General features: G+C 38.4%; 14 protein-coding genes. 5 read left to right on the top strand and 9 right to left on the bottom strand.

Translation table 11 applies throughout. From position 1 onward, the window contains the following. Position 1: 1 nt before the first annotated feature. The 6 genes from ACTJKN_RS20110 to ACTJKN_RS20135 form a co-directional block, all read right to left on the bottom strand. Positions 2-1,237, bottom strand: a complete 1,236-nt coding sequence (locus ACTJKN_RS20110; RefSeq protein WP_440827531.1) for an ABC transporter permease — start codon at positions 1,235-1,237, stop codon at positions 2-4. Positions 1,238-1,325: 88 nt separating this feature from the next. Then, complete coding sequence (locus tag ACTJKN_RS20115; protein WP_440827532.1) at positions 1,326-1,964, bottom strand: MBL fold metallo-hydrolase; 639 nt, start codon at positions 1,962-1,964, stop codon at positions 1,326-1,328. A gap of 52 nt (positions 1,965-2,016) precedes the next feature. Beyond that, positions 2,017-2,604: a gliding motility lipoprotein GldD gene (locus ACTJKN_RS20120; protein WP_440827533.1), complete on the bottom strand. Its 588-nt coding sequence runs from the start codon at positions 2,602-2,604 to the stop codon at positions 2,017-2,019. Positions 2,605-2,659: 55 nt separating this feature from the next. Then, the gene (locus ACTJKN_RS20125) at positions 2,660-3,403 is read right to left on the bottom strand and encodes a shikimate dehydrogenase family protein (RefSeq protein WP_440827534.1); all 744 of its coding nucleotides are present in this window, start codon (positions 3,401-3,403) and stop codon (positions 2,660-2,662) included. Positions 3,404-3,486: 83 nt separating this feature from the next. Then, positions 3,487-4,254: a phosphosulfolactate synthase gene (locus ACTJKN_RS20130; protein ID WP_440827535.1), complete on the bottom strand. Its 768-nt coding sequence runs from the start codon at positions 4,252-4,254 to the stop codon at positions 3,487-3,489. A 60-nt stretch (positions 4,255-4,314) separates the two neighbouring features. Continuing rightward, entirely contained in the window at positions 4,315-5,718 is a 1,404-nt protein-coding gene (locus tag ACTJKN_RS20135; RefSeq protein WP_029276917.1) for a tetratricopeptide repeat protein, read from the bottom strand. A gap of 250 nt (positions 5,719-5,968) precedes the next feature. Between ACTJKN_RS20135 and ACTJKN_RS20140 the strand changes: the two genes are divergently transcribed. Further along, positions 5,969-6,424: a nuclear transport factor 2 family protein gene (locus ACTJKN_RS20140; protein ID WP_440827536.1), complete on the top strand. Its 456-nt coding sequence runs from the start codon at positions 5,969-5,971 to the stop codon at positions 6,422-6,424. 5 nt (positions 6,425-6,429) lie between these two features. Here ACTJKN_RS20140 and ACTJKN_RS20145 read toward each other — a convergent pair whose 3' ends face one another. Continuing rightward, on the bottom strand, positions 6,430-7,077 hold the full coding sequence (locus ACTJKN_RS20145) for a hypothetical protein (RefSeq protein WP_440827537.1): 648 nt from the start codon (positions 7,075-7,077) through the stop codon (positions 6,430-6,432). Positions 7,078-7,358: 281 nt separating this feature from the next. On the opposite strand from ACTJKN_RS20145, the gene ACTJKN_RS20150 reads away from it, so the two are divergent. The 3 genes from ACTJKN_RS20150 to ACTJKN_RS20160 are packed head-to-tail and all read left to right on the top strand — an operon-like array spanning position 7,359 to position 12,895. Further along, positions 7,359-10,469: a SusC/RagA family TonB-linked outer membrane protein gene (locus tag ACTJKN_RS20150; protein ID WP_440827538.1), complete on the top strand. Its 3,111-nt coding sequence runs from the start codon at positions 7,359-7,361 to the stop codon at positions 10,467-10,469. Positions 10,470-10,485: 16 nt separating this feature from the next. Then, positions 10,486-11,988 carry a SusD/RagB family nutrient-binding outer membrane lipoprotein gene (locus ACTJKN_RS20155; RefSeq protein ID WP_440827539.1) on the top strand — a complete coding sequence of 501 codons (1,503 nt, stop codon included), beginning with the start codon at positions 10,486-10,488 and terminating at the stop codon, positions 11,986-11,988. Between the two features lie 13 nt (positions 11,989-12,001). Beyond that, on the top strand, positions 12,002-12,895 hold the full coding sequence (locus tag ACTJKN_RS20160) for a DUF1735 domain-containing protein (RefSeq protein ID WP_440827540.1): 894 nt from the start codon (positions 12,002-12,004) through the stop codon (positions 12,893-12,895). Positions 12,896-12,998: 103 nt separating this feature from the next. Here ACTJKN_RS20160 and ACTJKN_RS20165 read toward each other — a convergent pair whose 3' ends face one another. Together ACTJKN_RS20165 and ACTJKN_RS20170 are read right to left on the bottom strand one after the other, a co-directional pair. Next, positions 12,999-15,509: a M1 family aminopeptidase gene (locus ACTJKN_RS20165; RefSeq protein ID WP_440827541.1), complete on the bottom strand. Its 2,511-nt coding sequence runs from the start codon at positions 15,507-15,509 to the stop codon at positions 12,999-13,001. Positions 15,510-15,617: 108 nt separating this feature from the next. Then, positions 15,618-16,496, bottom strand: coding sequence for a TraB/GumN family protein (locus tag ACTJKN_RS20170; RefSeq protein WP_440827542.1), 879 nt, complete (start codon positions 16,494-16,496; stop codon positions 15,618-15,620). A gap of 213 nt (positions 16,497-16,709) precedes the next feature. Between ACTJKN_RS20170 and amaB the strand changes: the two genes are divergently transcribed. After that, positions 16,710-18,251 carry an L-piperidine-6-carboxylate dehydrogenase gene (gene amaB / locus ACTJKN_RS20175; protein WP_440827543.1) on the top strand — a complete coding sequence of 514 codons (1,542 nt, stop codon included), beginning with the start codon at positions 16,710-16,712 and terminating at the stop codon, positions 18,249-18,251. The last annotated feature ends 139 nt before the right edge of the window (positions 18,252-18,390 follow it).

Below are 18,390 nucleotides of genomic sequence, written 5' to 3' on the forward strand. Positions count from 1 at the left end.
TTTATATAGTTTGATTAATTTGATCTATCTTTTTAACACTTAAATTGGATGACAAAGCAGATGCCAAAAATGAGAAGATGCCTACTGTAACAAAAACTAAAACAAAATCCTTCCATTTTAATCCGATCGGATAAGAACTTACCAGTGTTTTATTTACTTCATCACCCATTTTGATAAAACCATAAGTGTGCTGAAAATAATAAAATATAAGGCCGATAATTAAGCCCAGCACACAGCCAGACATGGTGATCATCATTCCTTCAAATAAAAATATACGTTTGATTAATTTCTTGCCTGCGCCTAAACTGCTCAGAATGGCTACATCCTTCACTTTATCGATTACTAACATGGTTAACGACCCTATGATATTAAATATAGCAATAATCAAGATAAAAGTAAGAATAATATATACCGCCCATTTTTCGGTATTTAAAATGTGGTAGAGTGATTTATTTTGCTCGGCCTGATTTCTGACTTCATAATCTTTTCCAGCTTTTTCGATTACCTCTTTTTGAAAATCATCTACATCAACACCAGGCTGGAGATTGATCTCTATTGCAGACACATTTTTCTCTTCGCCTAAAAGTTCGCGGGCAAAATTCAATGGCACAATAATACCATTATCGAAATCTTGTTGCACTTCAAAAACACCACTTACCCGAATGTTCTTTACCACAAAATCGTCGGCAGGGTTTAAGCTATTTGCAGCGATATCCTTCTTTGGAGAATAGATTTCCAGTTCTGTAAAGGGATCGACAGTATTTACGGCCAGATAACTCTGCAGGGCAGAACCAATTACCGCATTGTCGCCACTTCTGTTGTGCAGGATAAAATGACCTTCTTTTATGGTACTATCTAATTTGATGTTCTTCAAATAGTCTAAACTTACACCCTTAACCATTCCAACAGCTTGTTTGTTGTTGTATTTTAATAAAGCATTTTCCTGCAGCACCTCGGTAAAAGCGGCAACATCATTATTTTTTCTAAGCTGATTAAAATAGCCTGTGTTCGGATCAAAAGTTTTCCCCTTAGCGGGTGTAATGGCAATTTGTGGGGTAATGGTATCGAACATATTCAATACTACCGTTTCTAAACCGTTAAATACCGAAAGGATAATAATCAATGCAGCACTACCAACCATAACACCTACCATGGATATGCCCGATATCAGGTTAATGGCATTGGTAGATTTTTTGGCAAAAAGATACCTTTTGGCAATATAAAACGATGTATTCACAGCGGCAAAGATAAATAAAAGGTTTAGGGTTTTAAGGCAAAAGGCTTCAGGTTGTAAAGCCTTTAACAATTATGAACCTTTAATCCTGCTAAAAAAATGGATTATGTTGTTTTTCAAAACCAATGCTTGTAGCTGGTCCATGGCCAGGATAAACTTTGGTTTCATCAGGTAAGACAAAAAGTTTATCGGAAATGTTTTGGATTAATTGCTGATGATTACCTCCAGGCAGATCGGTACGACCAATACTCCCATAAAAAAGTACATCACCACCTATTAAAATATGATCAGGCGCACTGTAAAAACACAGGTGTGCCGGCGAATGCCCCGGGGCAAAAATTAGGGTCAGTGTACTGTTACCGAAAGAAATTGTCCCCGTTTCAGACAAAAAGGTATCGGGCAGAGGAGATATATCATAACGGGTAAAACCCATTGACGGTGCATAACCGGGAACTGCATTTAAAATTGGCAGTTCGCCCGCATGAAACTGTGGTTTTAAGCCATAGGTTTCGAACACAAATTTATTGCCGAAAACATGATCGAGATGACAATGTGTATTGAGCAATAAGACCGGTTTTAACCCTTCATTTTTTATGAAAGCTGCCAATTCATTTTGCTCAAAACCTTCGTACATGCCCGGATCGATAATGACACATTCTTTGGTTTCATCAAAAAGCACATAGGTATTTTCGCTGTAGGCGTTAAATGTGAAGGTTTTTACTGTAATCATAAAAATTTTAGAAAAAATCCTGTTTCCAAGAGCAGGATGACAAAATAATAAATTAATTTTTCCACCTAAAGGTAGAAATCAAGGTATCGATATCCTTTTTAATAAATTTAACAACGGGTTCGATAGAGTCGTATTGTGGGCGTTCATTAAAATATAAAGCCCCTCTGAAATAATGCTTAGCACTATCGGTTAAAAAAAACTGAACTGATGATGCGGTATTCCCCTCTATAGCGTAATAAATGCCATAAACTTTATGATCGGGATAATTGATGAGTTTTTGATCAATCGCACTGGCTTTTATGGTATGTTTAAAAGCCAGTTTTCGGGCATCTTCTACCATTTCATCATATTCACCTTTACCCGAAACATCGTAATACGTTAAATGCAAAAAGCCATTAAACTGCTTAAAGTGCAAATTGTACCAGTTCTTTTGGGCATCGCGGCTTTGATCTTGTTCTACCACAGCATAAGTAGGGTATTTGAAGGTAAAGGGAACAGGCTTGATAAATGTGGTATAATCTTTTTTAGGGAATACTATCCTGTAATAAGCTTTGGGCTTTGGGCTATAATCGTGGTTCTGACAAGCTGTTATACACAAAAGCAGTACAAAGGGAAGGCAGATCAGTTGTTTTAGTTTCATAACATTTTATCAAAGATTGCGTCGTCGTTCCTCCTTGCAATGACGATAAGTTAAATTATTTATTCCAAATTGCCCAGGCTTTTTCTGCTTGTTTGTACAGCATTTCCAAACCGTTTTTAATCGCTGCACCGCGCTCGGCAGCTTTAACCAAAAATACTGTCTCCAGCGGATTGTACACTAAATCGTAAGCTAAATACCCTGGCCCAACTAAACTGTAATCAATTTCGGGAAAGGTATCCACATTTGGCGACATCCCCAGGGGCGTGGTATTGATCAATAACTGGTGCGAGGCTAAAATTTCTGGCGTAACTTCCGAATATAGAATAGCACCGGGAACAGCCGTTCGTACCACAACCTGATATTGGATATTTAATTTCTCTAAAACGTACTTTACCGCTTTCGCTGCCCCACCATCACCAAAAACCAGTGCTTTGGTGTGTTGCGGCCCCAACAATGGTTTTAGCGATTCTTCAAAGCCGTATGCATCGGTGTTATAGCCTTTTAAATAGGTCGCACCTTCAAAACTTTTGATCGAAATACAATTTACGGCCCCAACTTTTTCCGCAGCTTCATCTACGTCGTTTAAATAGCAAAGCACGTTAACTTTATGCGGAATCGTAACATTAAGCCCACAAAGTGATGGATTTTCAGTCAGCAGATCGGGCAGTGATTTAATATCGGCAATAGGAAAAAGCTCATATTGATGATCGGCTATTCCCTCATTTTGAAATTTTTCTGTGAAATATTTTTTCGAGAAAGAATGAGAAAGTGGGTATCCGATTAAGCCGTATGTTTTCATTATTTATATAAAAAAGCAAACCTTACAGGTTTCTGAAACCTGCAAGGTTTATTTAACTATGCACCCCGCAATAGCGGGTTGAGTTATTTAGTTTGGTTCAGGAAATAATCAAAAGTATCTCCACGTAAACCTAAACGAATGGTTTCTAAAGGAATTACTTCTGCCGGCGCAATATTACCAAGGTTTACGTTACTACCGATTAATTTAATAAACCAAACCTGCTGTTCTTTTTGAGGCGCTTCCCAAATAATGGTTTCTTCAGGAATCTGGGTTAAAATTTCATCAACCAATCCTTCACGTACTTCGCCGCTTCCACGGTAAATACCTACATTACCGCCTTCGCGGGCTTCGGCAATTACTTTCCACGATCCCGCCTCAATTTCAGCCTGCATTAATTTAATCCACTTATATGGGGCAAATATTTTAGCAGCATCTTTACTTCCAACCTCCGAAATTACGGTTACCTGATTAGAAAGTTCGCGGATAAACTCACATTTCTTATCGTGCTCAATTTCAATAGAACCATCAGAAACTTCTGCATATTCCATCCCGTACTGGTCTAAAACACGTTGATAATCTGAAAACTGGTCGCGGATGATAAAGGCCTCAAATAACGTTCCTCCGAAATAGGTAGGAATGCCTGCACTTTTATATAAAGCTAATTTTTCTTTAAGGTTTGGTGTTACGTGTGATGTTGCCCAACCTAATTTTACGATATCTGTATGTACGCCGGCAACTTCAATAAAATCTTCAACCTGGCGTAGGCTCAATCCCTTATCCATAACCATTGTTAAGCCTTTTTGGCGTGGTTTAGCTGGACGTTCGGGAACGTTTAATAATGGATAATTCATATGCGTACAAAAGTGAAAAAAATTTTGAGATTTATTTGTTAAATTTTTCTCACAAGGTCGTTACCTAATATATCTGTTTATAACGTTCAAAATGGCACTATTATCCTGCAATTGTGGCAAATATTCAAATAAAATATAGTGTTTATCAGGGTCGGTTGTTAAAGCCGTTTCCAAATATCCCAGCGCATCGCTATAATTCCCCTGGGCAAAAAGATAGGCTACCATCCGGTAATACAGTTCTGCTGCTTCCGGATTGTTCTTGATCGCCTCTGCCATCGTTTCTGATGCTTCCAGCAATTTCCCCTGCTCATAAAGCACAGTACTAAAATCTAACCAGGCTTCGATATCCACAGGATTAAACTCCAATACCTTTTCGTAAGCTTCGATCGATTCATCAATCTGGCCTAATTTATAATAAGCATCGGCCATTGCAAACCAGAAATCAGGGTTCTCGGCCTCTAAATCGATTGCTTTTTTATAAAAGTGTAGCGATTCGAAATAACGTTCTTCAAAATTCAGCGTAACACCAATCCCAAACCAGGCATCTGCCATTTTGGGATCCATTTTTACCGATTTTTTATAGTAAGAACGGGCTTCGTCCATTTTCTCCAGTTTCTCGTAACATTCGCCAATGGCACAATAAGTATCGGCGTTAGGCTGTTCGTATTCGAAAGTCTGTTTATAAACATCTATCGCCTCGTCATATTTATCGAGCTGAACCAGCGCATTACCTTTATTGAAATATGCAGAGCTAAAATCTTCTTTGATCAGGATCGCATAATCGTAAGCATCAATCGCTTTTTCGAAAAGATTCAATTTATGGAAACTGTTGCCCAAATTATACCATGCTGCATAAGAATACGGATCTGTATCGATATATTGCTGATAAAACTTGATACTTTCTTCTTGTTTATCTAACACATCGTAACAGAAAGCCAGCTCATATAAACCATCCTGGTTCTCCATATTCTGCTCTAAACTAAGCTTAATATAGGTAATGGCGCTTTCATAATCGCTCATGCTCTGATAAACATAAGCCATCTGTAATAAAATCTCATCTGTACTTTCTGCAAGCCCTAAAGCTTTTTCATAATTTTCCAAAGCCTCGTCAAAACGTTCGGTATTTTGAAAAATATTACCGCGAAGCAAATAAATATCTGGTTCTGACGGTTCTAAAAGCTCGGCCTTTTGCAAAGCAATAAAAGCTTTTTCGTGGTTGTTGGTTAAAATGTAAAGATGAGCTTGTTTGATTAAAAATACTGTTGCATAAGGGTGCTGACTGATTGCAAAATCAACAACCTGCAAAGCTTTGACCGGATCATTTTTCTCAATGTAGAAATCTACAATGTATTCGAATGCCCCTGCATCGAAGAAATACTGATCCTGGTTGCGGAGCATTTCTTCGTAACGTTCTACCGAGCGTTGTGCATCTTCGTTGGATTCAAAAAAGAATTCTTCTTCCATATATTATACTATTAAAGAACCGTGCCAATTAGCAGAAAAACACATTATAAGTTTACAAGTTTTAATTATCCGTTTTTAAAATAATTATTAACATCAATAGGCTAAAACAGCGTAAATGACTGACTATAAAGCGTATTGACTGTGATTAAGATGTGTGGATAATCTATAGATTTTTTGCAACATCGCGGTTCCTTTTCCCTTCTTTGACAAAAATACTATAAATTTATGGTATATACGTAATTAAGAAGTCATGAAAGGATTAGTCATTTTTGCCCTGTTTTTACTAAGTTTTGCTACAAACACCTTTGCGCAAAGCGATGAAGAAAGTGCCATCAAAGAAACCATAAATAACCTTTTTACCGGTATGAAGACTGGAGACAGCACTTTAACCCGAACTGCTTTTGCACCAGCAGCAATTATGCAAACCATTACGAACAAAGAAGGTAAAACGGGTATACGTACAGAATCTGTCAACGACTTTATCAAATTTATCGGCACTCCGCACCAGGAAAAATATGATGAGCGTATTGTGTTTACCAAAATACTAATCGATGGTCCTTTGGCTTCTGTTTGGACAGACTATAAATTTTATCTGGGCGAAAAATTTAGTCATTGTGGGGTTAATTCCTTTCAGTTGGTAAAAGGAGATAAGGGCTGGCAGATTGTTTATATTATAGACACCAGAAGGAAAACGGGGTGTAATTAAGTGTATTAGTTTAAAGTATTGTAGTATTTAAACACTTTAATGAGGTCATCGTCCTGTTTTGGATCCAACTGTTCGTTTTTGATATAAGCGGTTATAAGCACTTTTTTATCTGTCAAAACTGTGGCAATGTTTTTTGCTGAGGGTACGAATTTTTGAAATGTACCTCCCTTACTGATATAGTACACTGTATGCTGTATCAACTTGTTGGTTTTCTTCTTTGTAAACCAGTCTTCAACTATTTCTTTTTTCACAGTGTATTGTTTTAAAAGTGCAGCGTTGCCATCGGCCATGGTTTCGTAAAACCCGTTTGACTGATCTGACTTCAGTTTAGTGAAATTGTGCACGTTGCCTGCCGAATCGAGCAGGGTGAATGATTGGACAGAATCCTGAATGGCATACATGTTATCATTTTCGGTGTATTCCAATTGTTGGTTTTCCAAATTATATCTTACATTTTTTATGTCAAAGGATTTCTGGCTAACGGTTTTTATACTTCCATTGACATACTTGGTGTTAAAATAAGGGCTTCCTTCTACTGGGGTTTTAATTATTGATTTTAAAAGAGGTTTTGCACCTGGACCAACGGTAACATTCTGGGCAAAAGCGTAAGCGGAAATGCTGAAGAGAAAAAGGGCTAAGAAAAGTTTTTTCATTGCGTTTTTTTATAAAAATCAGAAAAATTAAGCTCTTTTCGATTGGTTTCTTTTTGACAAATCGCTATTCAAAAATCAAAACTAAAACAAATAGAAAAACAAGCTAAAAAGAAGGTGATTTTACCATAAAAATTTAAGATAAAATCAAATTACTAAAACATTTTAGTTAATGCTTACACGCAATTTATAACATTTTTAACATAAACGTTATTTTTTTTGATTTATTAACAAAAAAGATTGTTACTTCGCGGAATTATTAACTTAAACCAAGATTAAAAACTATGAAAAAACTCGTACTGTGTTTATTCATATTTTTATTTTGTGGCATTGTACAAGCAGATGCCCAAAGTAAAAATATTACCGGAAAAGTAGTTGCATCAAATGATGGGCTACCTCTGCCAGGCGTTAGTGTCCGTGTAAAAGACACGAAAAAGGCCACATCAACCGGGTCGGATGGAAAATTCGCCATCAGTGTTAACCCAAACGAGGTGCTTCAGTTCTCCTATATTGGGTTTGTAAGTAAAGAAGTTGCCGTAGGTACTCAATCTACGCTTAACATTAGCTTAGCGCCAGACTCGAAAAGTTTAAGCGAAGTAACCATCTCTACTGCCCTTGGTATTAAGCGTAAGCCAAAAGAAATTGGTTATGCCACGCAACAGGTTACGGGTAAAGCATTAACCTCGAGCAGGCCAACCAACTTGGCTACTGGTTTATCAGGAAAAGTTGCAGGTTTACAGATTAATCAGGCGAATAATCAGATTGATGCCGGCGACCAGGTTAGGGTGGTATTGCGTGGTAACAGATCATTTACCGGAAACAACCAGGCGCTTTTGGTATTGGATGGTATAATTGTGCCTTTAAGTCAGTTAAACTCTATTAACCCAAATGATATTGATAATGTAAATATTTTAAAGGGTGCAAATGCCGCAGCGCTTTATGGATCAGATGCTTCCAACGGTGTTATCATTGTGAGCACCAAGAGGGGATCTGCTGATGGAGGTAGCATAACTTTTACTAATTCCACTTTACTAAATCGTTTAAGTTACTTTCCTAAGCTGCAAACTGAGTTTGGCGGCGGAACAACGCAGGATGATTTTGGGTTTGGGTTGTATACTCCTTTTGAGAACCAAACCTTTGGCGAGCGGTTTGATGGATCTATCAGACCATTGGGCCGTATTTTAGAAGATGGCACTTACCAAATGGTACCCTATACTTACAAAGAGGGCGAGAAAGAAAGTTTTTTCGAAACAGGTATTGATGAGCAGAACGACCTTACTTACTCTGGCGGAAATGAAAACGGAACAACCTATATCAACCTTCAGCGTGTGAACAGTAAAGGTTATGTACCGGGAGATAAATCTAACAGAACAGCAATCCGTATTAACGGAACCCGTAAACTGAACAAATTTTTAGCTGATTATTCATTTAACTATACCCAGAGAAATTACGATAAGAGTACTAATCAGGTATATAACAACGTAATTAATACACCGGGAAACGTACCATTGACGGAGTATAGTGATTTAAACTCTAAATATGGTAATCCTAACGATTACTACAATGATTATTATAATAGCCCTTATTTCGGCTTGCAACAGAACCGCAACAATGAAAGAAGAGATGATTTATTGGGTAATGTTTCATTCACCTATAAGCCTGTTGATTGGTTAAGCCTGTTGGCGAGAGGTGGTTTGAGCACAAAAAATACTCAAGGTAAAGACAAGAACTATGCTTACACTTATTCGGATTTTGCACATAACTCTGGCAAAGGCATAGCAGCTAACCAATACACAAAATCATCAGTACGTGATTACAATGAATTTGAAAGCAGGTATACAGGTGATTTTCTTGCAACAGCTACTAAAACGTTTAACCAATTTAAATTCACGTTAATTGGTGGAGCGCAGGTGATTCAGAAGAACTATAAGTACATGACTCAAGCTGGAAATGATTTAGTGGTAGATAATCTTTTTAACCTTAATAACCGTTCGGGTGAAATTGTTGGTTCTGAAAACGAACGCAACTCCCGTCAGTTGGGTTTGTTTGGAGATTTAACCGCTACTTATCATGATTACTTAACTATTCACATCTCTGGTAGAAATGACTGGGATTCTCGATTAGCGAAAAGTAACCGCTCTTTCTTTTATCCAGCCATTGATGCAGCTTTGACACTTACAGATGCAATCCCTGCGTTAAAAGAAAGCAAAATCATCAGTAACTTAAAAATCCGTGGAGGTATTTCTAAAGTATACGCGGTACAGATCGATCCATATAAATTGCTTTCTACTACCAGTCCGGCAGGGAACTTCCCTTATGGTAGTACTGCAGGATATTCTATTGATAACGCTGTGTATGATCCTAACCTGAAGCCAGAACAAACGGTTTCAAAAGAAATTGGGGTGGATATCGGTTTCTTAAATAACCGTATTACCTTAGAAACTTCGGCTTACTTGCAGAATACCAAAGATCAGGAAATCATCAACGGGATAGATTTATCTGCTACCACAGGTTATACAAGTGCTGTAATTAATACTGGTGAAGGCCAAAATAAAGGGATTGAGTTTAGCTTAAACGCAGCACCGGTAATTGGTTTTTCAAATGGATTCAGATGGAATGTAGGTGTAAACTATTCATACAACACCAATAAAGTTCTATCGCTATATCAAGGTCAAAATCAATTGGGTATTGGCGATAACAACTATATCGTAGTAGGCCAGAGTTTCCCTTCATTACAGGTAAGCAGCTACCAAACAGACCCTCAGGGCCGTGTTATTGTAGATGCTAACACAGGTTTACCACTTTCAAACCCAATTAACAAAGACTTCGGACAAACCAACCCAAGCAGTGTATTGGGAATTAATACCAGTTTTACTTTCAAAAACTTTACCCTTTCGGGTGTAGCAGAATACCGTAGCGGTAATGTTTTCTATAATAGTTTTGCAAGTACACTAGATTTTGCGGGTGTTAGTTATACTTCTGCACAGGCCGGACGCGAGCGCTTTGTTTATCCAAATTCAGTAATTCAAACTTCACCAGGCGTATTTGTACCAAATATCAATACTACAACTATACAGGGTAATGGATCTTTTTGGGCTGATGGTATCCGTAACAATACAGCATCTAACTATGTAATGAGTGCTGCATTCTGGAAAATCAGGGAACTTTCTTTGGCTTATCAAGTGCCAACACAGTGGTTACAAGGCAACGCCAAATTCATTAAAAATGCGAGCATTGCTTTTGTAGGCAGAAACTTATTTATGTTCAGACCGAGCGATAACATTTACACAGATCCGGAGATTAACGTTGGAACAGGAAATGCACAGGGTGTGAATAATTTGAATCAAACGCCTCCTACGCGAATTTATGGTTTTACCGCTACAATTGGCTTTTAACAATTAACAAAAAAACATGAAAAAGAAATTAATATATGTGTTTATGGTGTCGGCAGTACTAATGCTGGGTGCCTGTAAAAAGGGTTTTTTAGATATTAATGACAATCCTAACAACGCTACAAATGTTAAGCCTCCTTTAATATTAACGGGTGCTTTAAACAATACTGCCGCGTACACTACTGGCGGTTCTATTTTTTACAGTTTTGCAGCCTTATGGATGAATTATTGGATGACACCTGGTGGTGTTTCTGGATGGTATGAAGAGCGTTCATACAATTTTACTACCAACTGGAGTGGTTCCACAACACTTTGGGGCAATCTTTATGATAACCTTAACGATTACGCCTCCCTGGAAAAACAGGGTAAAGCGACAGGGCAAAATTTCTTTGTGGCTGTAGCCAAAACAATGAAAGCCTGGGATTACCAATATCTGGTAGATTTTTATGGCAATGTGCCTTACACGCAGGCATCAAAATCGGTTCTCTTTCTTAACCCAAAATACGACAAAGCACAGGCTGTTTACGAAGATCTTGTCAAGCAATTAGATACAGCAGCAAACTTATTTAAAACAGCAAATGTAAGTCCATCGGACATTTCAGCAGATATTTACGCCAAAGGAGATGTGAAAAAATGGGGTAGATTTGCGAATACATTAAAACTTAGGATTCTTTTGCGTCAATCGGAAATGCCTGGAAGGGAACAATATATCAAAGATGAGATTGCAAAAATTACGGCAAATGGATTTGGATATATTGGAGCTGGAGAGGGAATGTTTAACAATCCAGGATATTTAAATACATCCGGCAAGCAAAATCCATTCTGGGGAGTATATGGTTATGCTGCCAATGGCGACAAAACTGCATCACACACCTATATGCTGGCCAGTACTTACGGTATGGATTTCCTTAAGAATAATAGTGATCCAAGATTAGGTAAGTTCTACAGCACAGTTAATGATGGAGCAGGAAACGCCTATGTGAGCTTGGTTTGGGGACAGGATGTAAATTTCGATCAAACACTTACTACAGTTTCTGGCATTGGTGAAGGTGTGCTAAAATCATTTGATCAATCTCAGCCCATCATGACAGATTTTGAAAGTTTATTCCTTCAGGCTGAAGCGGCCCAAAGAGGGTACCTACCAAGCAGCGCAAAAGAAAATTATGAGGCCGCTGTAAAAGCTAACTTTGTTTACCTTGGGTTAACTGAAGCAGAAGCAACCACCTATCTTGATGATCAACCTGTTGCAAACTGGACCAGCAATACTGATAAAATAGCCTTGATTATTAAACAGAAATGGGCAGCAATGAACGGTACAAATGATATTGAACCCTGGACAGATTACAGACGTTTAGAGCTTCCTGCAGATATGCCAATATCTATTTCTTCTACGGTAACTACCAAAAAGATCCCGGTAAGAATGTTATATCCACAAAGAGAATATAACACCAACTCGGCAAATGTAATTGCAGAAGGAACAATTAACCAATTTACTTCTAGAGTTTTCTGGGATGTTAAATAAAACAATTAGAACAATGAAAAATAAAAATATATTCAAAGGATTTATTGCAGCATTATGCGTAATTAGTCTATCTTCTTGTTTGAAGAACAAAAATGAGCAACCTGATTTCTCATCAACAACACCTGTTGTAGAAATTCCTGTTGGTTCGCCCGTTGGCGATGGTGGAATCAACTCGTTGAGCACTTCACTTATTCAAAAAGATACGCCTACTGACTACTATTATTATATCAATTACGCGGCCTCAAGTACGAAGCCTACTGATATTAAGGTAACTTTATCGGTTGATCCGACTGTACTTGCTGCTTATAATGCGGCTCATACTGATGCACCTTTAACAATAGTGCCATCGAATGCTTTTATAATGCCAACAACAATTACGATTCCTGCGAATGAACGCAGGGTACAGGTTCCGGTAAAGTTTGTGAGTACGGCACTTGATCCAGCTGTTGGTTACGGTTTACCTGTAATTATCAAAGATGCTTCTGGAGAAGTAATCAGTAATAAATTTGGCGCTGTGGTTATTAATGTAGCGGTTAGAAACAAATATGATGGAAAATACACCTTAAAAGGCTATGTTTTTAGAGAAGGTGACACTGGCGGCTTAACTGGCTTTTATAAAGGCTTAAGTAAAGATTTGTCAAGTAATGGTGCAAATGCTGTCAATTTTGCTCAAATCTGGGCAGACGGTGGTGGAGCTGGCGGTATTGATGGATTAACCATTAATGTTGATCCCACAACCAACAAGGTAACGATGAAAAGCAAGGGTAATGCAACTTTAGCTAATGATCCGGCTTATGATAACCGCTACGATCCAGCTACCAAAACCTTTTATATCTCTTTTAAATGGGGAGCAAGTCCAATAAGCCGTTCGGCTACTGATACGCTTACCTATACATCAGCCAGATAATTAGCAACATATTACAAACAATAAGAGGCCAGTTTGATAAATCAAACTGGCCTCTTGCTTTAATCCTATATTTAAAACACAATGGCTGGTTGCGGCAATAATATTACTCCTTTACTAAATCTGCCGCGCCTTTTTTAAATAACTCGGCCTGTTTGATCAGCTTTGTTTTAACCTCTCCGCTTATTGCGGCAGCCTGTTGGGTTTTAGCCTGCGCAGCTGCAGTATAAGCACCAGCAAGTTGCTTGTTTAAATAGGTCTGTAATTTTAATCTTTCAATGGCGCTACCAATGTTCGCAATGCCTTTTTCCGTAACTGCAGGATTATTATTGGCCCTCAGGTACTGAAAATACTGACCAACTACTGCAAAAACCCTATTCCTGTCACCTGTAAGCATAATGTTATCATAAAATGCCTGATACTCATCTTTTGGTTCGTTGATATATAACGTTGCAATAGAAGGTGCTATATGCGCTTTCGTATCTTCATCTAACGATGCTAAAGCCGCAATGCTCTCTTGTGGAGCCAGTTTGGCCAAACCATCAATACCTGCAGCAATTACCCTATACGACCGATCTTTTAAGCTTTCTAACACTAAAGTTTTATAAGCCTGATCGCCAGTTTCAGCTAATTTCACAATTGCAGCTGATCTTGCTTCGGTATTCTTATCTGTTTTGGCAATCTGAAGTAAAACCGGTAAAGCTGCTGCTTTAATCTGAGCATCATCCAGGTTAATGCCATCAACGCTTAAAGCCCGTAAATCTGCAGATTTATCCTTTAAACCCTCTAGCAACACCAATTGGCCACTTTTGGCTTTGCTCTGCATAATAAATTGCAGGGCCTCAATTCTATTGGCATAACTAGGCGCATTTTTGTATTGGAAATAATAGTTTTCAGCAGTTTTATTGTCGTTGGTTTCTCCAACTAAAATTTTATCTACATCAAAATCGATTAAATCGGGTTTAGCACTTACCTCGAAACTAAAGTTCTGCTCTCGGCTATTGATCAGGATTTCTTTTCTGATTTTTTTGCCTCCTGCATAAATATCAATTTTGATCGGCAATGTAAAAATCTGCACGCCCGAATCCTGTGTTTGTTTAATTTTAATTGTTGCCTTGCCGTTTTCGTAACCGTAATCGATACTTAAAACCGGATGGCCACCATTGTAATACCACTGATTAAAATAAGGGCTCCAGTCTTTCCCGGTAACCTCTTCCATAGCCAAACGCAATTGATGTGTTTCGCCATTTTTAAAGGCATTGGTGGTGAGGTAGCGGTTAAGTGATTTGTAAAAAGCGGCATCGCCCATTTGATTTTTTAGGGCATATAAGATAATCGATCCTTTAGCATAGCTGATGTTATCGAACATATCTTCCTTGTCGCCATAATAAAAACGGGCTAAAACAGGGCTTTCTCCTTTTTTGGTCGATCCTAAATAAGATTGTAATTTATCGTAACGTGATTTATCTTCTGCATCCTGCCCGGCATCATGCCCATGCCAGATCACTTCGCCAAAGGTGGCAAAAGATTCGTTCATGGTTAAGTTGGACCACGACTCTGCAGTTACATAATCACCAAACCACTGGTGAAAAAGTTCATGAGCAATGGTTCCTTCTTCATTTTCATCCAATAACTCACGATCCGTTTTTTGCACCTGCTCGCCGTGTAAAGTAGCCGTAGTATTTTCCATTGCGCCCGAAACGTAATCTCTGGCTACCACCTGTGCATATTTGTTCCATGGATAATCTACTCCTAACAGATTGCTGTAAAACTGGATCATATCAGGCGTTTTACCAAAAATCTGCTTGGCATAAGGCGCAAATTTTGGCTCCAGGTAATAACTCACTTCCTTACCTTTATAGGTATCTTTTGTGATTTTGAATTCGCCCACTGCCATCATAAATAAATATGGCGAATGTGGCAGATCCATCTTCCAGGTATCGGTCCTTGTTCCATCTGCATTGGCTTTCTGGCTCACTAGTTTTCCATTAGAAAGCGTTGTATATTTCGATTTTACCGTTATCGAAATCTCTTCAGTGGTTTTCTGATCAGGTTTATCGATAGTTGGAAACCATGCCGAAGACGATTCTGTTTCACCTTGGGTCCAGATCTGCGTTGGTTTGTTTTTATCGGTACCATCTGGGTTGATGAAATATAAACCTTTAGCATCGGTTATGGCCGCACTCCCTTTTACTTTCAATTCATCGGGTTTAGCGGTGTAAGCAATATACACCGTGTACTTTTCGGTATTGGTGTACTTTTTATTTAGGGTGATGTAAAGCTTATTATCTTTATAAACATATTTAAGCGGGGTATTTCCTTTTGCGCCAACCAATGCAATGGTTTTAATATCCATTCCCTGCGCATCGAGGGTTAAAGAATCGGTAGGATAAAAATGAGGTTTTAAAGTAACCCATTCTTTACCGTACAGGTATCGCTTTGCATAATCAAAAGATACATTGAGTTTGGTATGCACCAGATCGTTAACTTTAGTTGCAGTTACACGGTAAACATTTAAGTTGTTCGATTTTTCTACGGGCTGTTCCTGTGCAAAAAGTGGATTAGCCATAAAAGCAGAAGCCAGCATCAAGCCACAGGCAATAATTTTTTTATTCATTTTTATGTTTTTACAAATTAGTTTTATTTTGAACACGGATGTTTGTGCTAAAGTAAAAACGCAAATGTAGCTCCCTTTCTTTTGTTTTTTACAAACACATTGAAATATTTAATTGGTCGCTACCGGTTTTAAAATGTAACCTTTAAGCTGCAACCCTTTTATTAAACCTTCAGTACCCACTAAATGACCCGCTCCAACCACAATAAATAACGATTGCTTCTGCATTAGGGCCGGCAACTGATCTAACCATCTTTTATTTCGGTTTTTTAAGAGCTCAGTCATAAATTCTTTTGATTCTTCATCCTGATTTTTAAAGAGTTCGGTTAATTTATCTATATCCTGAGTGATGTAATAAGTTTTCAGTTCCTCCATTTTTTGTTTGCTTTTATCCACTTCCCGGATCGATTTCAGCAATGCTTTTTTTTGTTTTTGCAGATCACTGTCAAATAAAAGTGCGCCCTGATATTCGGCTGTTTCCAAACCATATAATGATTTCCCATTTTTTTTGGCATATTTCTGAAAGCTATCATCCATACCTTCACCTATATCTTTTAACATATCTGGACTCTCAAAAAGCATCATCATTATTGCTATCATTGCGGGCTTGAAATTGTTCAGTTGCTTTAATTCAAAACCGGGTTGTTTACTTTTAAAATAAGCCTCTACTTCCTTGTATTCTGATTTTGTTAATAAACTATCCAGCGTATTATTTTTCATCACTAAAAACGGCGCCATTTTAGTTTGCGTAGTACTGTCCATAACAATCTCACCCACTACTGCATCGGTCGATTTAAATTTTTCCTGCAGAACCTTCATCGTATCAGCAAATTTGGCCCCTATTAAATGATGGGTGCCAAATAGATAGGAAGGCTTTTTTAATCCATTACCAGAAATTTCCCATAAGAGCGAGTTAGTTGCCTTTTTTGTTTGTGCCGAAAGGGTAATACTGAACCCTAAAAAAGCAACGAGTAATAATTTTATTTTCATCTTTCTATTTTATAACAACTGAAGCCTAAATTGATATCATTATTCTTATGGCAAACTACGCTATTTATGTTGCAAAGCAAAGAGCACAATTTATAGCCTTATTTACACCTGATTATGCTTAAAGGGAAATATTGATTATGGAAATAATTTAAAGACCAGAATTTGACCTCCGTTCTGTTAATTTTTTGTTTTTTTGTGTAAATCGTTAGATATATGACTACAGATATTCAATCCATTTTAAACAAACTGGGTATTAATACAAGCAATGCCGCCTATAGTACAGGCAGCAATTGGGGCGGGGAACTTAATGTAAATACATTAGAAAGTTTTTCTCCTGTTGATGGCAAACTGATTGCTTCGGCAAAGGTTGCAAGTGCTGCTGATTATGATGCTGTTGTACATCAAGCGCAGGAAGCATTTACAACATGGCGTACGGTTCCGGCTCCAAAAAGAGGAGAAATTGTGCGCCAGTTTGGTGATGCGCTACGCCAAAATAAAGATGCTTTGGGCACTCTGGTTTCTTACGAGATGGGGAAAAGTTTGCAGGAAGGTTTTGGTGAAGTACAGGAAATGATCGATATCTGCGATTTTGCAGTAGGTTTATCCAGGCAGCTTTACGGTTTAACCATGCACAGCGAACGCCCAAGCCACCGCATGTACGAACAATGGCATCCGTTAGGGATTGTAGGTATTATTTCTGCATTTAATTTTCCTGTAGCGGTTTGGAGCTGGAATACCGCTTTGGCATTGGTTTGTGGTAACGTTTGCATCTGGAAACCATCAGAAAAAACACCGCTAACCGCAATCGCCTGTCAACATATTATTGCAAAGGTTTTTAAAGATAACGATATAGCCGAAGGGGTTTGCAACCTGGTTTTAGGCGACAGGGAAGTTGGCGAACTCATGACAAATGATGGCCGCATCCCTTTAATTTCCGCCACCGGATCTACTCGTATGGGTAAAGCAGTTGGTGCTGCTGTTGGTGCAAGATTAGGAAAAAGCTTGCTGGAACTTGGCGGCAATAATGCCATCATCATTTCAGAACATGCCGATTTAGATATGAGTTTAATCGGTGCGGTATTCGGTGCTGTTGGTACCGCGGGCCAGCGCTGCACTTCTACCAGGAGACTGATTATCCACGAAAGTGTATATGATGCCTTTACCGCTAAACTGGTTAAAGCATACGGACAGTTGCGTATTGGCGATCCCTTAGATCAAAATAACCATGTAGGACCACTGATTGATACGGATGCGGTTGCGGCATACTTAGATTCGATTGCAAAATGTAAGGAAGAGGGCGGCAATTTTGTGGTAGAGGGCGGCGTTTTATCGGGCGATGCCTATACAAGCGGATGTTACGTAAAACCATGTATTGCCGAAGTTCAGAATGATTTTAAGATTGTTCAGCACGAAACATTTGCCCCCATTTTATACCTGATTAAATACAAAACATTAGATGAGGCCATTGCTTTGCAAAATGCTGTTCCACAAGGATTATCATCGGCCATTATGACTTTGAATTTAAGAGAGGCAGAGCAATTCTTATCGGCTAAAGGCTCTGACTGTGGCATAGCCAATGTAAATATTGGCACTTCGGGCGCAGAGATTGGCGGTGCATTTGGCGGAGAAAAAGAAACAGGCGGTGGCAGGGAAAGTGGATCTGATGCCTGGAGAGCTTATATGCGCAGACAAACCAATACCATCAATTATTCGAACACGCTGCCTTTAGCACAAGGGATAAAATTTGATTTGTAAAATCGTCCTCGTTTGTAACAAGGATGCAGGAGAAAAGCGATTTTATCACAGTCAGATTTCTTACCTGCATTACAAACGCAGACTCGTAGATCCTGGTTACAAACGAGGACCATCTTTTAAAATAAAAAATGCGCTGAAC

It is taken from the genome of Pedobacter sp. 22163, assembly GCF_052045595.1.
In the GTDB taxonomy this organism is placed as follows: Bacteria; Bacteroidota; Bacteroidia; order Sphingobacteriales; family Sphingobacteriaceae; genus Pedobacter.